Annotated in this window: 16 protein-coding genes; 1 reads left to right on the top strand and 15 read right to left on the bottom strand. The window is 74.7% G+C overall.

Annotated elements, in window-relative coordinates:
• Nucleotides 1–16: 16 nt before the first annotated feature.
• Entirely contained in the window at nucleotides 17–928 is a 912-nt protein-coding gene (locus ACPYOM_RS14715; RefSeq protein WP_481346532.1) for a LysR family transcriptional regulator, read from the bottom strand.
• Between the two features lie 74 nt (nucleotides 929–1002).
• On the opposite strand from ACPYOM_RS14715, the gene ACPYOM_RS14710 reads away from it, so the two are divergent.
• Nucleotides 1003–1998: an EamA family transporter gene (locus ACPYOM_RS14710; protein ID WP_481346531.1), complete on the top strand. Its 996-nt coding sequence runs from the start codon at nucleotides 1003–1005 to the stop codon at nucleotides 1996–1998.
• On the opposite strand, the gene ACPYOM_RS14705 is transcribed toward ACPYOM_RS14710, so the two are convergent.
• The 14 genes from ACPYOM_RS14705 to ACPYOM_RS14640 all read right to left on the bottom strand — a co-directional run.
• Nucleotides 1897–2193 carry a YchJ family protein gene (locus ACPYOM_RS14705; RefSeq protein WP_481346530.1) on the bottom strand — a complete coding sequence of 99 codons (297 nt, stop codon included), beginning with the start codon at nucleotides 2191–2193 and terminating at the stop codon, nucleotides 1897–1899. The genes ACPYOM_RS14710 and ACPYOM_RS14705 overlap by 102 nt on opposite strands.
• Before the next feature lie 125 nt (nucleotides 2194–2318).
• A complete protein-coding gene (locus tag ACPYOM_RS14700) occupies nucleotides 2319–3011 on the bottom strand; it encodes an NUDIX domain-containing protein (RefSeq protein WP_481346529.1) in 693 nt (230 codons plus the stop codon).
• A 3-nt stretch (nucleotides 3012–3014) separates the two neighbouring features.
• Nucleotides 3015–4811, bottom strand: a complete 1797-nt coding sequence (locus tag ACPYOM_RS14695) for a CTP synthase (protein WP_481346528.1) — start codon at nucleotides 4809–4811, stop codon at nucleotides 3015–3017.
• Between the two features lie 16 nt (nucleotides 4812–4827).
• The gene (locus ACPYOM_RS14690; protein WP_481346527.1) at nucleotides 4828–5922 is read right to left on the bottom strand and encodes a glycosyltransferase family 4 protein; all 1095 of its coding nucleotides are present in this window, start codon (nucleotides 5920–5922) and stop codon (nucleotides 4828–4830) included.
• On the bottom strand, nucleotides 5919–7628 hold the full coding sequence (gene murJ / locus ACPYOM_RS14685) for a murein biosynthesis integral membrane protein MurJ (protein WP_481346526.1): 1710 nt from the start codon (nucleotides 7626–7628) through the stop codon (nucleotides 5919–5921). The genes ACPYOM_RS14690 and murJ overlap by 4 nt, the downstream gene beginning before the upstream one ends.
• Nucleotides 7625–8458 (bottom strand): hypothetical protein, encoded by an 834-nt coding sequence (locus ACPYOM_RS14680; protein WP_481346525.1) that lies wholly within the window; start codon nucleotides 8456–8458, stop codon nucleotides 7625–7627. Before ACPYOM_RS14680 ends, murJ begins: the two co-directional genes overlap by 4 nt.
• Nucleotides 8455–9399 (bottom strand): copper transporter, encoded by a 945-nt coding sequence (locus ACPYOM_RS14675; protein WP_481346524.1) that lies wholly within the window; start codon nucleotides 9397–9399, stop codon nucleotides 8455–8457. The genes ACPYOM_RS14680 and ACPYOM_RS14675 overlap by 4 nt, the downstream gene beginning before the upstream one ends.
• Entirely contained in the window at nucleotides 9396–10577 is a 1182-nt protein-coding gene (steA, locus tag ACPYOM_RS14670) for a putative cytokinetic ring protein SteA (RefSeq protein ID WP_481339835.1), read from the bottom strand. Before steA ends, ACPYOM_RS14675 begins: the two co-directional genes overlap by 4 nt.
• Nucleotides 10578–10648: 71 nt before the next feature.
• Nucleotides 10649–12460 carry a DNA repair protein RecN gene (gene recN / locus ACPYOM_RS14665; RefSeq protein WP_481346523.1) on the bottom strand — a complete coding sequence of 604 codons (1812 nt, stop codon included), beginning with the start codon at nucleotides 12458–12460 and terminating at the stop codon, nucleotides 10649–10651.
• A gap of 10 nt (nucleotides 12461–12470) precedes the next feature.
• Nucleotides 12471–13418, bottom strand: a complete 948-nt coding sequence (locus tag ACPYOM_RS14660; protein ID WP_481346522.1) for an NAD kinase — start codon at nucleotides 13416–13418, stop codon at nucleotides 12471–12473.
• Nucleotides 13415–14239, bottom strand: coding sequence for a TlyA family RNA methyltransferase (locus ACPYOM_RS14655; RefSeq protein ID WP_481346521.1), 825 nt, complete (start codon nucleotides 14237–14239; stop codon nucleotides 13415–13417). Before ACPYOM_RS14655 ends, ACPYOM_RS14660 begins: the two co-directional genes overlap by 4 nt.
• Complete coding sequence (locus ACPYOM_RS14650) at nucleotides 14236–14577, bottom strand: hypothetical protein (protein ID WP_481346520.1); 342 nt, start codon at nucleotides 14575–14577, stop codon at nucleotides 14236–14238. The genes ACPYOM_RS14655 and ACPYOM_RS14650 overlap by 4 nt, the downstream gene beginning before the upstream one ends.
• A 32-nt stretch (nucleotides 14578–14609) precedes the next feature.
• Nucleotides 14610–15668, bottom strand: a complete 1059-nt coding sequence (locus ACPYOM_RS14645) for an HAD-IIA family hydrolase (protein ID WP_481346519.1) — start codon at nucleotides 15666–15668, stop codon at nucleotides 14610–14612.
• The coding region (locus ACPYOM_RS14640) for a tetratricopeptide repeat protein (RefSeq protein ID WP_481346518.1) at nucleotides 15661–17085 on the bottom strand (1425 nt) is incomplete at its 5' end. The genes ACPYOM_RS14645 and ACPYOM_RS14640, both read right to left, overlap by 8 nt.

Genomic DNA, 17085 nt, shown 5'->3' with positions numbered 1-17085 from the left:
TCCGTCGTCGGCAGCGTCAGATGTGTATAAGAGACAGGGCCTCTGCCGCAAGGGAGTCCACGGTCGCGGCGAGAGCGGGACTGGCCGTCATGGTCCGCCGCCACACGAGGCTGACGGTGCGTTCGGACACCGGGTCGACGATCGGCACGGCCACGACCGTGGGCGGCAGGGGCCCGCGTCCGAGCCGGGGCACGAGCGCGACGGCCTCGCCGTCCGCGACGAGTGCGACGTGCGTCGCGAACTCGAGCGCGACGTGGGCGATCCTGGGGGCCCGCCCGACGTCGAAGTACATCTTCTGGAGCCACTGGTGACAGATGGAGCCGGGCGCCACGCTCGCCCACTCGGCGTCGAGGACGTCACCGACCCCGACGCTCGTACGACCCGCGAGCGGATGGTCGACGTGCACGAGGACGTCGGCACGGTCCCGCCCGAGGTGCCGGACCTCCAGGTGGTCCGGGATCGGCAGCGGCAGCGGCTCCCAGTTGTGCACGAGCGCCAGGTCGTGCGAGCCCGATGCCACGGCGTCGACGGCGTCCCACGGGTCGATCTCGTCGGGGCGCAGCTGTACCCCGGGCGCCGCGCGACGCAGCCGGCCGATGGCGCCGACGACGATGCCCCGGTACGCCGTCGCGAAGGTCGCGAGCCGCACGGTGCCCACGGCCTCTCCGCTGACGCCGTGCAGCCGCGACTCGAGGCGCTCCATGTGCGAGAGCAGGTCCCGGGCCGACTCGGTCAGGGTGCGGCCGGCCTCGGTCAGCAGCACGCCCCTGCCCTGACGCTCGAGCAGCTGCACGCCCGTCTGGTTCTCGAGCCGCTTGATCTGCTGCGAGACGGCGCTCGGCGTGTAGTCGAGGGCCGCCGCGGCCGCCCCGACGGAGCCGTGGGCCTCGACGGCGACGAGAGAGCGCAGCGCGACCGGATCGATCATGCAGCGATGCTACACAGTCAACGGCACGACAGTTTGATGGACGTGAACGGTCGCTGCCCTCGACGATGGGCTCCATGCGCCGCCGAGACTCCGCCCTGGCCGTCCTCGTCGCCCTCCTGTGGGGCACCAACTTCGTCGCCATCCGCACCGGCCTCGACTCCGTGCCACCGCTGCTGTTCCTCGCGGTCCGGTTCGTCGTCGTCTGCGTACCGGCCGTGCTCATCGTCCGGCGGCCCGCCCTCCCGTGGCGCGACCTCGCCCTCATCGGCCTCTTCACGAGCCTCGGCCAGTTCGCCCTCATGTACGTCTCGCTGCACCTCGGCATGCCGCCCGGGCTGGCCTCCCTCGTCCTGCAGGCGCAGGTGCTGCTCACGGTCGTCATCGCCGCGGTGTGGCTGCACGAGCGGCCCTCACGCACCCAGCGGGTCGGCGTCGCGCTCGGTGGCGCGGGCCTGCTGGTCATCGCCGCCGGACGTGGCCTGTCCGCACCCCTTCTGCCCCTCGTCGTCCTCGTGCTCGCGGCGGTCTCGTGGGCGGTGGGCAACGTCCTCACGAGGCGGGCCGGTGCCCTCGGCCCGGGCGCCGGGCTCGGCGTCACCGTGTGGTCCGGGCTCGTCGTCCCGCTGCCCGCGCTCGCGCTGTCCTGGCTGCTCGAGGGTCCCGAGGCCATCGGCCGTGCGGTGACCCATGTCCACTGGTCGGCGGTGCTGTCGACCGCCTACACCGCCTACCTGTCCTCGCTCGTCGGCTACGGCATCTGGAACACGCTGCTGGCCCGCTACACGGTCGCGCGCGTCACGCCCTTCGCGATGCTCGTGCCGGTCTTCGGGATGGCCGCCGCCGGGCTCGTCTACGCCGAGCGGCCGCACCCGCTCGAGGTCGCCGGCGGGGTCCTGCTCCTCGGTGGTGTCGCCGTGGCCGTGCTGCGCCGGCGCCGGGGCCGCGCCGATGAGCGCCGGCACGCGGTCTCAGCCGTGGTCACCGTCGACGTAGAGCCAGCGCCCGGCCCGGCGGGCGAACCGGCTGACCTCGTGCAGCTCGCCCCGACGCGCCGCACCGGTTCCGGATGAGTCGGCCCACGACGCCACGAACTCGACCAGGCCGTGCTCGTCGGCCGGCCCACCGTCCTCGGTGCGCAGCACCGTGAGACCGACCCAGCGCGTCGAGGCGTCGAGCTCGACGTCGTCCGGTCGCGTCCGCGGGTGCCACGTGCGGAACAGGTGGCCGGCGTCGCCGGTGGCGAACGCCGTGTAGCGCGAACGCATGAGCTCCTCGGCCGTCGCGGCGGCACGCGCCCCCGAGACCACCGGGCCGCAGCACCGGTCGAGGCCGGAGCCGCTGCCGCACGGGCACGCCGGCGCGTCTCCCCGGTGCGGAGGACCGCCCGCTCTCACCGTCGGGCGGCCTGGGCGTCTCGGGCCGGCCACGCGGCGTCCCGGGGACGCAGCGATGCCCAGCCGCCGGCGCGCGACGCGTGCGCCGCGAGCAGCCCCACGAGGGTCGCCGAGTTGCTGATGCGCCCGGCGAGCGCCGCGGCGACGGCGTCGTCGAGCGGCACCCACAGCGGCCGCAGGCTCAGCTCCTCCGCGGTGCGCTCGTGCCGGGAGGCCTCGGGCACGTCGTGCAGGCCACGGGCGAGGAACACGCGGACCGGTTCGGCGAACGCGCCGGGCGAGGTGATGTCGTCGGCGAGGACGTGCCACTCGTCCGCGGCCAGGTCGACCTCCTCGGCCAGCTCACGGACGGCCGCCTCGAAGGGCGGCTCCCCGTCGACGTCGAGCAGGCCGGCCGGCAGCTCCCAGACGGAGCCGGCCGAGGCGTGGCGGTACTGCCTGATGAGCAGGACGTGCTCGACGCCGTCGACCTCCCGCAGCGCGAGGATGCTGACGGCGCCGGGGTGCTCGATGTAGTCGCGCGTGACGACGCCGCCCTCGCCGAGGTCGACCCGGTCGCGGCGGACGTCGAAGATGAGGCCCTCGAAGACGAGCTCGGACTCCACGACGGGGTGGCTGCGCCACTCCTCGACGAGGTCCTCACCGGAGCCGACGGGCGCCGACAGGCCTGACAGGCCGGACGGGCTCACGCGTCAGTCGTGGTCGGCGGCGACGGCCACCGGCACGTGCACGTCGGGGGCTCTGACGGCATCGACGGCGTCGCCCACGGTCATGGGGTCCTCCGCGCCGTCCCGGCCCGGGCCCTCGGCTGCGGCCTCCGAGCGCCGGCGCTCGACCTCGACGAGCCGCTCGCTGCGCTGGCGCTCGAGGGCCGCACCGATGAGACCGGCGAACAGCGGGTGGGCGCGGTTCGGGCGGGAGAGGAACTCGGGGTGCGCCTGCGTCGACACGTAGTACGGGTGGACCTCGCGCGGCAGCTCGACGAACTCGACGAGGGTGCCGTCGGGCGAGGTGCCCGAGAAGACGAGTCCCGCCTTCTCGAGGTCCTCGCGGTAGGCGTTGTTGACCTCGTAGCGGTGGCGGTGACGCTCCTTGACCTGGGCCGCGCCGTACGCCTCGCGCACGACGCTGCCCTCCCTGAGGGCCGCCGGGTAGAGGCCGAGACGCATCGTGCCGCCGAGGTCGCCAGCGCCCTCGACGAAGGCCTTCTGCTCCTCCATCGTCGCGATGACGGGGTGCTGGGTCTGCGGGTCGAACTCCGTGGAGCTGGCGTCGTCCACGCCGAGCGCGGAGCGGGCGTACTCGATGACCATGCACTGGAGGCCGAGGCAGATGCCGAGGGTCGGGACCTGCTTCTCGCGGGCCCACGTCAGCGCGCCGAGCTTGCCCTCGATGCCGCGCACGCCGAAGCCGCCGGGCACGAGGACCGCGTCGACACCGCCGAGAGCGCGCTGGGCACCGGCCGGGGTCTGGCACTCGTCGCTCGCGACCCAGCGGATGCGGACCTTGGCGTCGTGGTGGAACCCGCCGGCTCGCAGCGCCTCCGTCACCGACAGGTACGCGTCGGGCAGGTCGATGTACTTGCCCACGAGCGCGACCTCGACGTCGTGCTCGGGGTCGTGGACGCGCTGGAGCAGCTGGTCCCACTCCGTCCAGTCGACGTCGCGGAAGTTGAGCCCGAGCCGGCGGATGACGTAGGCGTCGAGCCGCTCGCGGTGCAGGACCTTCGGGATGTCGTAGATGCTCGGGGCGTCGACGGCCGCGGCGACCGCGTCGACGTCGACGTCGCACATGAGGGAGATCTTGCGCTTGATCGGCTCGGGGATCTCGCGGTCGGCGCGCAGGACGAGGCCGTCGGGCTGGATGCCGACCTGGCGCAGCGCCGCGACCGAGTGCTGCGTCGGCTTGGTCTTCAGCTCGCCGCTCGGGGCGAGGTAGGGCACGAGCGAGACGTGGAGGAAGAAGCTGTTGTCGCGGCCGATGAGGTGGCGCACCTGGCGCGCCGCCTCGAGGAAGGGCAGCGACTCGATGTCGCCGACGGTGCCGCCGATCTCGGTGATGATGACGTCGGGCGCGTCGGGACCACCCGTGGCGAGCGCCCGCATCCGCGAGACGATCTCGTTCGTGATGTGCGGGATGACCTGGACGGTGTCGCCGAGGTACTCGCCGCGGCGCTCCTTGGCGATGACGTTGTTGTAGACCTGACCGGTGGTCACGTTCGCGCTGCCGACGAGGTTGACGTCGAGGAAGCGCTCGTAGTGGCCGATGTCGAGGTCGGTCTCGGCGCCGTCGTCGGTGACGAAGACCTCACCGTGCTGGAACGGGTTCATCGTCCCGGGGTCGACGTTGAGGTAGGGGTCGAGCTTCTGCATGGTGACCCGCAGGCCCCGCGATCGCAGAAGTCGTCCGAGGCTGGATGCCGTGAGGCCCTTGCCGAGCGAGGAGGCAACGCCCCCGGTCACAAAGATGTGCTTCGTCGTTTCCACCACGGGCTTTAAGTCTACGTCATCCGCGCAGGGCCTCGGTGTAGCGCGCGACCCACCGGCGCGTCTCCTCCTCGGGTGTCGCCCAGTGAGCGGCCTGCACGCGAGCGGCCAGCCCGAGGGCGTGCCGTTCCTCCGGGTCGGCCAGGAGGCGGTCCACGTGGGCGGCGAGGGCTGCGGCGTCCCCGACCGGCGTGAGGACGCCGGCGCCGCCGACGAGCTGCGGCAGGCCACCGGTGCGGGGCACGACGACCGGCAGGGCCGCTGCCATCGCCTCCTGCACGACGAGGGCGCGGGCCTCCCACCGGCTCGTCAGGACGAAGACGTCGGCGGCGCGCAGCCAGAGCCCGACGTCGTCGCTGGCCCCGACGAACCGGACGGCGGCGCCGCCGCCGGACGCGCGCGACTCGAGCTGCTCGCGCAGCTCGGGGTCGCCGTCGCCGACGACGACCCACGTGGCCCGTTCCCGGGACGCCGCCGCCGCGTCGACGAGGGTGGCCAGCTGCTTCTGCGGCGCGACCCGCGAGACGGTGAGCACGACCGGCCGGTCGGTCGGGACCCCCGCCGACGAGAGCAGCGCCGTGCGCTCGTCGTCACCGAGCGCATCGGCGACGAGCAGCGAGGCCGTCTGCGGCGACGGGACGTCCGCAGCCTCGACGCGGGGTGCACCGAGGTGCGAGGCGAGCTCGACGAGGTCGGCGCTCGCGCCGGTGACGAGGTCGGCCCGACGCAGCGCCCATCGCAGGACCGACCGCGCCGGCCGCGACGTGCCGGGGGGCAGGTCGTTGTGCAGCGAGACGACGAGGCGGGGTCGTGGACGCGAGCGGGCGACGGCGACGGCCGCCACGACGGCGGCCTGGTGCCCGTGCGCGTGCACGACGTCGGCGCCCGATGCCAGACGCATGATCCGGTGCCAGTCGACGAGCCCGCGGGGTGCACGCAGGCCGCGGTGGACGGGCCACAGCAGGTGCGCGTCGTGCCAGGCCAGCGCCCCGGCCGTCGAGGCGGCCGTGGCCACGACGACCTGGTGACCGTCGCGGCGCAGGCCGGCGACGAGGTCGGTGACGTGGTGGCCGATGCCGCCCGTGGAGCGACCGACGACCTGGAGCACCTTCACGAGGCCGCCTCCCCCCGGCCGGCCACGACGCGCGGCGTCCGGGCCCGGCGGAGCCGACGGCCGAGCGAGGGGTCGACGGTGACGGCGATCCCGGCCATGAGGGCGACGGCGGCGACGCCGACCGTCACCCCGACGATGACGCTGCCCCCGAGCGAGGTGCCGATGCCGTGCAGTCCCAGCCAGCCGGAGGCGCCGCGGCCCAGGAGGGCGGCGACGGCCGCGCCGGCGAGCGTCCCGAGCAGCGGCCGCGCCGGGACCGCGAGCGCCCGCCAGCCCCACGTCGACCCGACGAGCACGACGAGGGCGAGGGCACCGGCCAGCAGGCCGCCGCTCGTGGACGCCGCGAGGACCGTCAAGGTCCTCGGCCCACCGGCACCCGACGGGTCCAGGGTGAGGAGCGCGAGCACGGCCGAGACGAGCCACCCCCCGGCCGCGAGGGCGCCGGCGAGCACGGCGGAGCCGCGCACGTACGACGCCCGGGTCAGCAGCCCGATGACCGCGAGGCCGAGGACCGACGGCGCGAAGAACGTCACGGCGTCGCCCATGGCGGCAAGGGTCCCGAGGGTCGCCTCGGTACGGGACCCGGCGTCGAGTGCGACGAAGAAGGCACCCACCGGACGGGCGACGGCGACCAGTCCGGCCACTCCGGCCAGGCTGACGACGAGGGTCGCGAGCCACGCCCGTCGCAGCGTGGCCGACGGATCGGCGCCGGTGGCGGCCACGCCGTCGGTGGTCCGGGCGCCGGCGGCGCTCGCGAGGGATGGGAAGGCGGCCGTCGCGAGCGGCACGGCGAGCACGGCGTACGGCAGGAGCGTCACGGCCTGGGCGTAGGTGTAGACGTTGAGGGTGCCGGCTCCACCGCGGTCGTTGGCGAGGCGGATGACGACGAGGGTGGCGACCTGCTGACCGGCGACGGCGAGCAGGCCGGCCACCGCCAGCGAGCGCACCCGGGGCGCCACGCCGGTCGGGAAGCGCAGGCGCGGGCGCAGCCGGATCCCCGCGCGACCCACCGGCACCACGAGCGGCAGGCTCAGGGCGACCACGCCGAGCGTCGTTCCCCCGGCCAGGACGCCGATGGCGGCACCCGGCACGTCGGCGATCGGGGCGGCGGGGTCGGCCGCAAGAGCCCGGTAGAGCAGGTAGGTGACGATGACGACGCCGCTGGACAGCAGCGGCGCGACGGCCGCCCCGACGAAGCGCCGGTGCGACTGCAGGACGCCCGCGAGGACGATGCCGATGCCGTAGAGGGGAACCTGCGCGGCGAAGACGACGAGCAGCTCGGCGCCGAGGTCGACCTCTCCCGGGCAACCGGTGCCGAGGAGTGCCGCCGCGGTCGGTCGCGCGGCCAGGGCGACGACGGCCCCGATCGGCACGAGCACGAGCACGGCCCACGTGAGCAGCGCCGAGGCCGTGGCGTCGGCCTCGTCCCGGGCGCCCCGCGCGAGGGCACCGGCGACGAGCGGCACGGCGACCGCGGCCAGGACGCCGCCGGCGGCGATCTCGAACAGGACGTTGGGCACGGCGTTCACCGACTGGTAGACGCTGCCGACGCAGGTGGCCCCGACCGAGTGGGAGAAGACGAACCACCGGCCGAAGCCGACGACCCGGGCGACCAGGGTGATGGCGGCGATGGTGCCGGCTGCGGCGAGGATGCCGGGCCCTGCCGCGCGGCGGCCCGCACCGCCGTCCGGGCCGGGTGCGGTCACCGCGGGCTCCTGCCCCACTCGTCGAGGGCACGCAGCACACCGTTGCCCTCGATGACCCGGGTGAAGCTGACGCGTTCGGAGGCCAGCGTCAGCGCCGTGAGGCCGGCGAGCGCGACGAGCCGCCCGGCCAGACCGGTGCGCTCGAGGACCGCCAGGCCGACGAGCGCCCCGGCGGCGTTCGCCCCGGTGTCGCCGAGCATCGACCGTGCGGCGAGGTCGTCCGCAGCGACGCCGAGGGAGGCGCCCAGTGCGGCCGAGGCCGCCGCGGATGACCCGACGAGGGGGGCTGCTGCCACGACGGTGACCTTGAGGGCGCGGCCCGGCCGCAGGTCGAAGAGGTTGACCGCGTTGGCGGCCCCTGCCACGACGGCCCCGCCGACGACCGACGCGACGACGCCACCGCGCGGGCGGCGTCCGGAGTCGCAGAGGGCGGAAACGAACAGCCCCGTGGCGCCGAGACCGACGACCTTGACGGCGCCGGTCGTCACCTCCCCCCGGCGCAGGGCCGCGAGGTGCCCCCGCAGACCCTTGTCGGCGGTGCCGCCGGCGAGGTCGTCGAGAGCGCCGAGGGCACCGGCCGCACCGGCCGCGACGGCCACCGCCGTCCGGTGCACGGGGCGCTCGGCCCGGCCGAGCAGGGCGCCGGCGACGGCACCGGCGACGAGGGCGGGCCCCTCGAGCAGCGTGACCGTCCGGCCGGCGTGGTTGGTCCGCTCCCACGGCTCGGCGAGGCGGCGCGGAAGGCGGCGGGCGGCGCGGCCGGTGGCCCAGGCCGCCGCAGCCGAGCCCACGAGGGTGAGGAGGTGCTCGCGCCGTCGCGCGGCCGTCACGGCAGGACCCTGGGCACCGTGGCCGTCGCTTCGGTGGAGATGCCGTAGTGCCCGACGCGGTCGTCGAGCAGCCCCTCGAGCGCGAGGACGACGATGCCGGGGCCGTTGCCGGCCCGCGCGTGGTCGACGGTGGCCACGACGTCGGCGGTCTCCGACTTCGACCGGACGGCCGACACGGCATCGGACGACACCGGCTGACCGGCGGCCGCCACCGGCTCACCGCCCGCCACGACCGTGCCGTTCGAGCCCTGCGCGAGCCCGGTGAGGATGGCGCGCAGGCCTTCGCTGCGCTGGTCGACGGTGGCCTGCGTCCCGGCGAAGTCGCCGGAGACGACGATCGCGAGGTCGGCCGGTGCGAGGTCGTCGACGCTGCTGTCGACGAGCCCGGCGTCGGCGAGGACCTTGAGGGCGGTCGTGCGCTGGGTCGACGATGCCGCGTCGGTCCGCGAGACGAGGAGGTGCGCCAGCACCTGGTCGAGCAGGGAGTCGCCGGACGCCGTGCCGCGCAGCCCGAGCGCGGACGCGGCCTGGCGCGCGGCCTGCTCGCGGTCGCCTGCCTGCGTCGGGTCGAACCAGTCCGGGCTCACCGTCACCGCACCGGTGCTCGTGGCGCCGCTCTGCGGGATGACGTTCTCGAGGTCGTCGGCCAGGGTGCCGTCGGCTGACGGCAGGACCACGACGACGACCCGGTGGCCGGTGAGGCGTCCCTCGACGACCCGCGGCTGCACCGCCGACTCGTACTCGCCCGAGGCCTCGACGAGCTTCTCGCTCGCCGTCAGCTTGTCGTTGAGCGTCTGCTTCTCGGAGCGGAGCGCGACGACCTGGTCCCCGAGCGTGTCCCCGATCGTGGCCTGCAGCGGCCCGGCGCCGAGGACGATGCCGACGGCGAGCGCGAGGAAGATCGAGATGATGGAGACGAGGTGGTATCGGAAGTCGATCACGTGAAGATCCCAACGACGGCGTTCCAGAGGTCGTCCCAGCGCGCGGCGACGACCTGCAGCCACGCCTTCCCCACGGGGGTCGCGCTGAGGGCGGCGAAGAGCGCGAGCAGCCCGGCGACGCACATCGCGACGAGGAGGCGACCCGGGATGCGAGCCCGGTAGAGACGGCTGACGCCCTTGGCGTCGACGAGCTTGCCCCCGACGCGCAACCGCGTCAGGAAGGTCGACGCCTGGCCGTCGCGGCCCTTGTCGAGGAACTCGACGAGCGTGACGTGGGTGCCGACGGCCACGATGAGCTCGGCCCCGGCGTCGTCGGCGAGGAGCATGGCGACGTCCTCGCTCGTGCCCGCCGCGGGGAAGACGACCGGCTCGATGCCGAGGGCCTCCACGCGGGCCAGCCCCGGGGCTCGACCGTCGCGGTAGGCGTGGACCACGACCTCGGCGCCGCAGGTCAGCGCCTCGTCGGAGACCGAGTCCATGTCGCCGACGATGAGGTCGGGCCGGTGCCCCGCCTCGAGGATGGCGTCGGCACCGCCGTCGACGCCGATGAGGACGGGCCGGTACTCGCGGATGTACGGGCGCAGCGTCTCGAGGTCCTCGCGGTAGTGGTAGCCGCGCACGACGATGAGGCAGTGGCGCCCGTCGATCGTCGTCGTGATCGGTGGGATGCCGATGCCGTCGAGGAGCAGGTCACGCTCCTTGCGGATGAACTCCATCGTGTTCGTCGCGAAGGCCTCGATCTGCACGGCGAGGCCGGCGCGCGCGTCGTGCATCTCGGACTGCACGGCGTCGGCGTCCAGACGCCGGCCCGTCGTGACCTTTCGGTCGCCGGACCACAGGTCGTCGCCGTCGAGCCGGACGGACTGGCCGTCCTCGAGCGACATGACCTCCCCGCCGGCGGCGTCGAGCAGCGGGATGCCGGCCTCGACGAGGATCTGCGGGCCGAGGTTCGGGTAGCGACCACTGATCGAGGCGGCCGCGTTGACGACGGCCGCCGGCCGGGCCGCGACGAGCGCGTCGGCGCTGACCTTGTCGAGGTCGGTGTGGTCGATGACCGCGACGTCTCCGGCCTGCAGGCGCTTGGTCAGGTTCTTCGTGCGCCGGTCGACGCGCGCAGGCCCGACCACGCCCGGACCCGAGCTCGGGGCGTGGCCGCGACGGCGGATGGAGATCGACATGGCGGGTCAATCCTTCCACGGCGCCCTCGCGGGGGCCGTCGTGGCTCGTGGCCCTGGACGCGTCGCTCCGGTCAGGACGCCCTGGTCCGCTGCCGGCGCGGCTCCCCGGCCGGCTTCCTGCCCCGCTTCGTCCCGCGCGCAGCGCGGGCCGTGGCCGTCTGCTCGAGGAGGTCCTCGGCGTGCGCGAGTCCGGCCTCGGAGTCGGGGTCGCCGCCCATCATCCGCGACAGCTCGCGCAGGCGGTCCCCGCCGGCGACGGCGCTGACGCTGCTCGAGGTGACGCGCCCGTCGTCGGCCTTGTGGACCACGAGGTGCCGGTCGGCGAAGGCGGCGACCTGCGCCAGGTGCGTCACGACGATGACCTGTGCCTGTTCGGCGAGGGCCGCGAGGCGCGCCCCGACGTCCAGGGCGGCGCGGCCGCCGACGCCCGCGTCGACCTCGTCGAAGACAAAGGTCGGAGGGCCGGCGTTCGCGGTGTGCGACCCGACCACCTCGAGCGCGAGCATGACCCGCGACAGCTCGCCGCCGCTCGCCGCACGTGCGACGCTGCGCGGCTGGGCACCGGGGTTGGCGGCCAGGAGGATCTCGACGTCGTCGATCCCGGTGCGGGACAGGCGGACCCGCTCACCGTCCGGGAGAAGTGTGCCGTCGGGGTCGGTGCGGTGGCGCACGTCGACGGCCAGCACCGCCTTGCCCATGGCCAGGTGGGCCAGCTCGTCGGACACGCGCTCCGCGAACTCGTCGGCTGCAGCGCGGCGCGCCTCGGACAGGGAGACCGACGCCTCGACGAGGTCGGCCTGCAGGGCCTCGAGCTCGGCGGCCAGACCCGTGACGCGGTCGTCGGCGCGGACGAGCTCGTCGAGCCGGGCGGCGGCGCGCTGTCCCCAGGCGAGGACCTCGTCGACCGTCTCGCCGTACTTGCGGGTCAGGGCCCCGAGCGCGGCCCGGCGCTCCTGGACGAAGGTGAGCCGGTCGGGGTCGAGCTCGACGTCGTCGAGGTAGGCCGCGAGGTCGGCCGACAGGTCGGTGACGAGGGTACCGACCTCGTGGAGCCGCTCGTCGAGGCCGCGCAGCGACTCGTCGTGCCCGGTGGCCGGTGCGAGGGCCGAGCGGGCGGCCGCGAGCAGCTCACGGACGTTGGGGGCCGACTCGGCGGCGACCTCGTCACCGCTGAGGTCGGCGAGGGCCTGCCCGGCCGCGAGGCGCAGGGTGTCGGCGTGAGCCAGGCGTTCGTCCTCGGCCCTCAGCATCAGGTCCTCGCCGGGTTGCGGGTCGACGGCCTCGATCTCCTCGAGCGACGCGGTCAGCCCGTCGATCTCGCGCGCGCGTTCGCGAGCCTCGGACACGAGGCGCTCGTGCTCCCGGCGCGTCTCGCGCCACCGGTCGTACAGGTCACCGACCCGGTCGCGCAGGTCGCGGAGCGGGGCACCGCCGAAGTCGTCGAGCACCTCGCGGTGCGCATCACCCTGCCTGAGGCGCCACTGGTCGGACTGGCCGTGGACGGCGACGAGCAGCCGGCCGAGCTCGGCGAGGACGCCGACCGGCGCCGTGCGGCCGCCGACGTGGGCGCGGGAGCGACCGCTGGCGGCGATGGTGCGGGCGATGACGAGCTCGCCGTCGTCGTGCTCTGCGCCGGCGTCGTCGGCCCGGACGAGGGCGGGGTGGTCCAGCGGCAGCTGGACGACGCCCTCGACGAAGGCGGATTCGGCACCGGCACGCACGAGCCCGGAGTCGGCCCGCTCGCCGAGGAGGAGCCCCAGCCCGGAGACGACCATCGTCTTGCCGGCACCGGTCTCGCCGGTGAGCACGTTGAGACCCGGACTGAGGTCGAGGACGGCCTCGTCGATGACCCCGACGCCGCGGATCCGCATCTGGCTGAACACGGGACCCACCTTAGGGCCGGGCACCCCCACGCACCGCCGGCTTGTCCCCCGACTGGCCGGAGTCGCCGTTTCCGCGCCAGCCCTCGACCGACAGGTCGAACTTCGCGACGAGCCGGTCGGTGAACGGGGCCCGGCTCAGCCGCGCGAGGCGGATCGGCCGCAGACCCTTGCGGACCTCGATGCGGGCGCCGGGCGGCAGGGCGACGTGGCGTCGCCCGTCGCACCACATGACGCCGGACCCCTCGGTGGCGGCCTTGATCTCGATGGCCAGGTGCGAGTCCGGCCCGAGAACGAGCGGCCTGGCGAAGAGTGCGTGGGCGGCGCTCGGCACGAGCAGCATCGCCTCGACCTGAGGCCAGATGACCGGGCCACCGGCCGAGAACGCGTACGCCGTCGAGCCGGTCGGGGTCGAGACGATGACGCCGTCGCAGCCCCAGCTCGACAGCGGCCGCCCGTCGACCTCGATCGTCGTCTCGAGCATCCGCTCCCGGGCCGCCTTCTCGACGCTGACCTCGTTGAGGGCCCAGCTGCTCGCGATGAGCTCGCCGTGCAGCCTCACGTCGACGTGGAGCGTCATGCGCTCCTCGACGGCGTAGTCCTTGTTGGCGATGTGCTCGACGGTGGCGTCGAGGTCGTCCCTCTCGGCCTCGGCGAGGAAGCCGACGTGGCCGAGGTTGACGCCGAGGAGGGGCACGTCGACGCGCCGGGCGAACTCGGCGCCCCGCAGGATCGTGCCGTCGCCGCCGAGGACGACGACGAGGTCGCAGCCCTCGGCGGCCCGTTCCTGCTTGGAGGCGACGTGGACGCGGGTGCTGTCCTCGAGGTCGAGGACCTGGGCCTCGTCGGCCTGGAGGGAGACGTCGATGCCGACGCGGGTGAGTCGCTCCACGACGCCCTTGGCGACCGTCAGGGCTTCGGGACGCCGCGGGTGGGCCACGAGCAGGATCCGACGCGTCACGGCGCTCCCTCCGGGTCGACGGCTGCTACGGCCACCAGCATGTCATCGACGACCGTCGGGTCCGCGGCGGGGGCACCCGGCTCCGGGCGCCTCGGCGCGAGCCAGAGGAGGAACTCGCGGTTGCCGTCACCCCCTTTGATCGGGCTGGGCGCGGCACCGTGCACGTGCAGGCCCAACCGGGTGGCGACGGCGGCCACCTCGCGCAGCACACGGCGGTGCTCGTGCACGGACGTCACGACGCCCTTGCGCCCCAGCCTCTCGCGACCGGCCTCGAACTGGGGCTTGACGAGGACGACGAGGTCGCCGGCATCGGTGACGAGCGGGCGCATGGCCGGCAGGGCGACGGCGAGCGAGATGAACGACAGGTCGGAGACGACGAGGTCGAAGCGGCCGCCGAGGGTCTCGACGTCGACGTCGCGGACGTTCGTGCCCGGCAGGTCGCGCACCCGGGGGTGGCGGGCCAGCGTTGGCACCAGCTGACCGTGGCCGACGTCGAGTGCGGTCACGTGCGCGGCACCCCGCTCCAGGAGAACCTGGGTGAACCCGCCGGTGCTCGCCCCGACGTCGAGGCAGCGCCGGCCCTGCACGGCCACGGGCCACGTGTCGAGGGCGTGCAGCAGCTTGCGTGCAGCGCGGCCCACCCACCGGTCCGGCTCCCGGGCCAGCGCGATCGCGGTGTCGTCGTCGACGGTGGTGGATGCCCTGGCCGCCGGCCGCCCGTCGACGAGGACGTCACCGGCGTCGACGAGCTCGCGAGCCTGGCCCCGGGAGCGGGCGAGCCCCCGGCGGACCAGCTCGGCGTCGAGCCGGCGTCCGCTCACGCCTCGCCGAGGCCGCCCAGCCGGCCCTGCAGCAGTCGGTGCGCGCGCTCCCCCGCCTCGATGCGCTCCTCGAACGAGCCGGACTGTGCCACAGCGAGATCGGTCATGGCGTCGTCGATGGACGGGTCCCCCGTGGCCGGCGCCTCCGGCTCCGCCCGCTCGTCGAAGGAGGGCTCGAACCGCACCTCCGCGTCGCCCTCGACGTCGCCCTGCTCGTCGGTGTAGGTGTCCGTCTCGTCGGTGCCGTCGGTCGTCTCGGTCGTCTCGGTCGTCTCGGTCGTCTCGGTCGTCTCGTCGACCTCGTCGGCGTCCGTCTGCCTGGGGTCCTGCCCGAACATGTCCGTCCTCCGTCGTGGTGGTGCCGCTCGGGTCAGGCTAGCGGGTGCCCGGCCGCGAGGCCGTCGAGCCGGGCAGCGGCCTCGGCCAGCCCCGAGACGGGGTCACCGGCATCCCGGCGCTCGACGAGGGCCGCGAGTCCCGCGCGGAGCAGGTCGGTGTCACGGGAGCACCCCTTCGACGCCTCCGACCCGAGGACCTCGAGGGCGCCGTCGCTCATGCGGACGCGGCTGCCGCCGCAGACCCAGACGCCCTCGTGACGGGTCGGCGGGTCGAGCGGGTCGAGAAGGTCGGCCACGTGGCGGACGACGACGGTCGGGCGCAGGTCGGTGGCGAGCAGGTGGCTGGGACGACCGACTCCGGTGAGCACCCACGCGGAGTCGGTCCCGGCCGCGCGTGCGCCCGCGATGTCGGTGTCGAGCCGGTCGCCCACGGCCAGGACGCGGGCGGGGTCTGCCCGGAGCCGGGCGGTCGCCAGGCGGTAGAGCGGGGCGTGCGGCTTGCCGACGACCTCGGGGCGCCGGCCCACGGCGGAGGCCAGCAGGTCGACGTAGGCCCCGTTGCCCGGGGCGTCTCCCCACGGCATCGGCAGGGTCGCGTCGTCGTTGGTCGCCACCCAACGCACGTCGGCCTGAAGCAGGCGTGCCGCGTCCTCGAGGTCGAGCACGGTCAGGTTGCGGCCGAACCCCTGCAGCACCGCGACACACGGCTCCTCCGGGTCGAGGTGGTTCGCGCGGCCGGGCGGGATCGGACGCAACCCGGCGCGCGTCAGCGCCTCGGTCACACCGGGTCCGCCCAGGGCGAGCACCGGCGAGCCGGGTGCGAGGGTGGACGCCAGTCGCTCGGCCCCGGCCTGCGCACTCGTGACGACGTCGTCCGCACCTCCGGGGGCGCCCAGGCTCCCGAGCTGTGCGGCCACCTCGGCCGGCACCCGGGAGGCGTTGTTCGTCGCGTAGACGACGCGGACGCCCCGGGCGACGATGTCCTGCAGTGCCTTCGGGGCGCCGTCGATGGCGTCGTCGCCGCGGTAGACCACGCCGTCGAGGTCGCAGACGACCCCGTCGTAGGCGTCGACGAAGCCCCGGTCAGCCACGCCCGCGCGACGCGTCGTCGCTGTCGTCGCTGTCGTCGAGGTCGTCGAGGTCGTCGAGGTCGTCGACCTCCTCGTCCTCACCCCCGAGCAGGTCGGTGAGGTCGATGCCGTCGAGCTCCTCGAGGCGTTCGGCGGCGTCGGTGACGAGATCATGGTCGGCGTCGGCCGCCCGGGCGAACCACTCGCGCGCAGCCTCGGTGTCGCCCGCGGCCAGGAGGGCGTCGGCGTAGGCGTAGTACAGGCGTGCGGCAAGCGGTCGGTTCGGGTTGACCCGCTTGACGAGGTCGGACAGGCCCGCGGCGGCAGCGTCGAGCTGGCCGAGGTCGCGCCGGATGCCTGACACGACGATGGCGAGCTCGACCCGGTCGTCGACGGCCAGGTTCTGCGCCTCGGGCGTCTGTGCCAGCTCGAGGGCCTTGGCGAGGCGGCCGAGGCCGCGCTCGCAGTCGACCATGAGCGGCAGCAGGTGGCTCGAGCCCGAGAGCCGACGAACGGTCCGGAACTCACCGAGCGCCCGGGCCCAGTCGCCCATGCGGTAGGCGACGAGACCGAGGGCCTCGCGGGCGGCGGGGACCCGCCCGGCGCGACGCACCGCGGTCTCCGCGTGGGCGAGGGCCGCCTCGACGTCGACGTCGAGCAGCTCGGCGACCATCACGAGGTGCTGCGCCACGCCTTCGGCGTTCTCCTTGGACAGCGTGCGCAGCTGGTTCTTGACGCCGCGGTCCAGCTCGTAGCCGGTGACACCCTCACGGATCGCCGGCTCGGGCTTGCGGGGCGACGTGGGCGTCAGGCGCGACCCGCCGCGCTGCGCCGGCGCGCCGTCACGCTCGTCACGGCGCGGACGCCCGCCGGACCGCTCACGGTCGCGGGAGGGACGACCGCTCTCGCGGCGCCGGTCAGAACCGTAGGAGGGGCGGTCACCGCCGTCGCGGCGCCGGTCACCACCGTAGGAGGGACTGTCGCCACGGTAGGAGGGACGGTCACCGCCGTCGCGGCGCCGGTCGCCACCGTAGGAGGGACGGTCACCGCCGTCGCGGCGCCGGTCGCCACCGTCGCGGCGCCGGTCACCACCGTAGGAGGGACGGTCGCCACGGGGGGAGGGACGGTCCCCGCCGTCGCGGCGCCGGTCACCACCGTAGGAGGGACGGTCGCCACCGTGGGAGGGACGGTCCCCGCCGTCGCGGCGCCGGTCGCCACCGTAGGAGGGACGGTCACCGCCGTCGCGGCGCCGGTCGCCACCGTACGAGGGACGGTCAGAACCGTAGGAGGGACGGTCACCGCCCTCGCGACGCCGGTCAGAACCGTAGGAGGGACGGTCACCACCGTCGCGGCGCCGGTCACCACCGTACGAGGGACGGTCAGAACCGTAGGAGGGACGGTCACCGCCCTCGCGACGCCGGTCAGAACCGTAGGAGGG

It is taken from the genome of Monashia sp. HAY1-2A (assembly GCF_056755315.1).
Note: the sequence above shows the minus strand (reverse complement) of the source record. Positions and strands in the feature narration are given on the sequence as shown.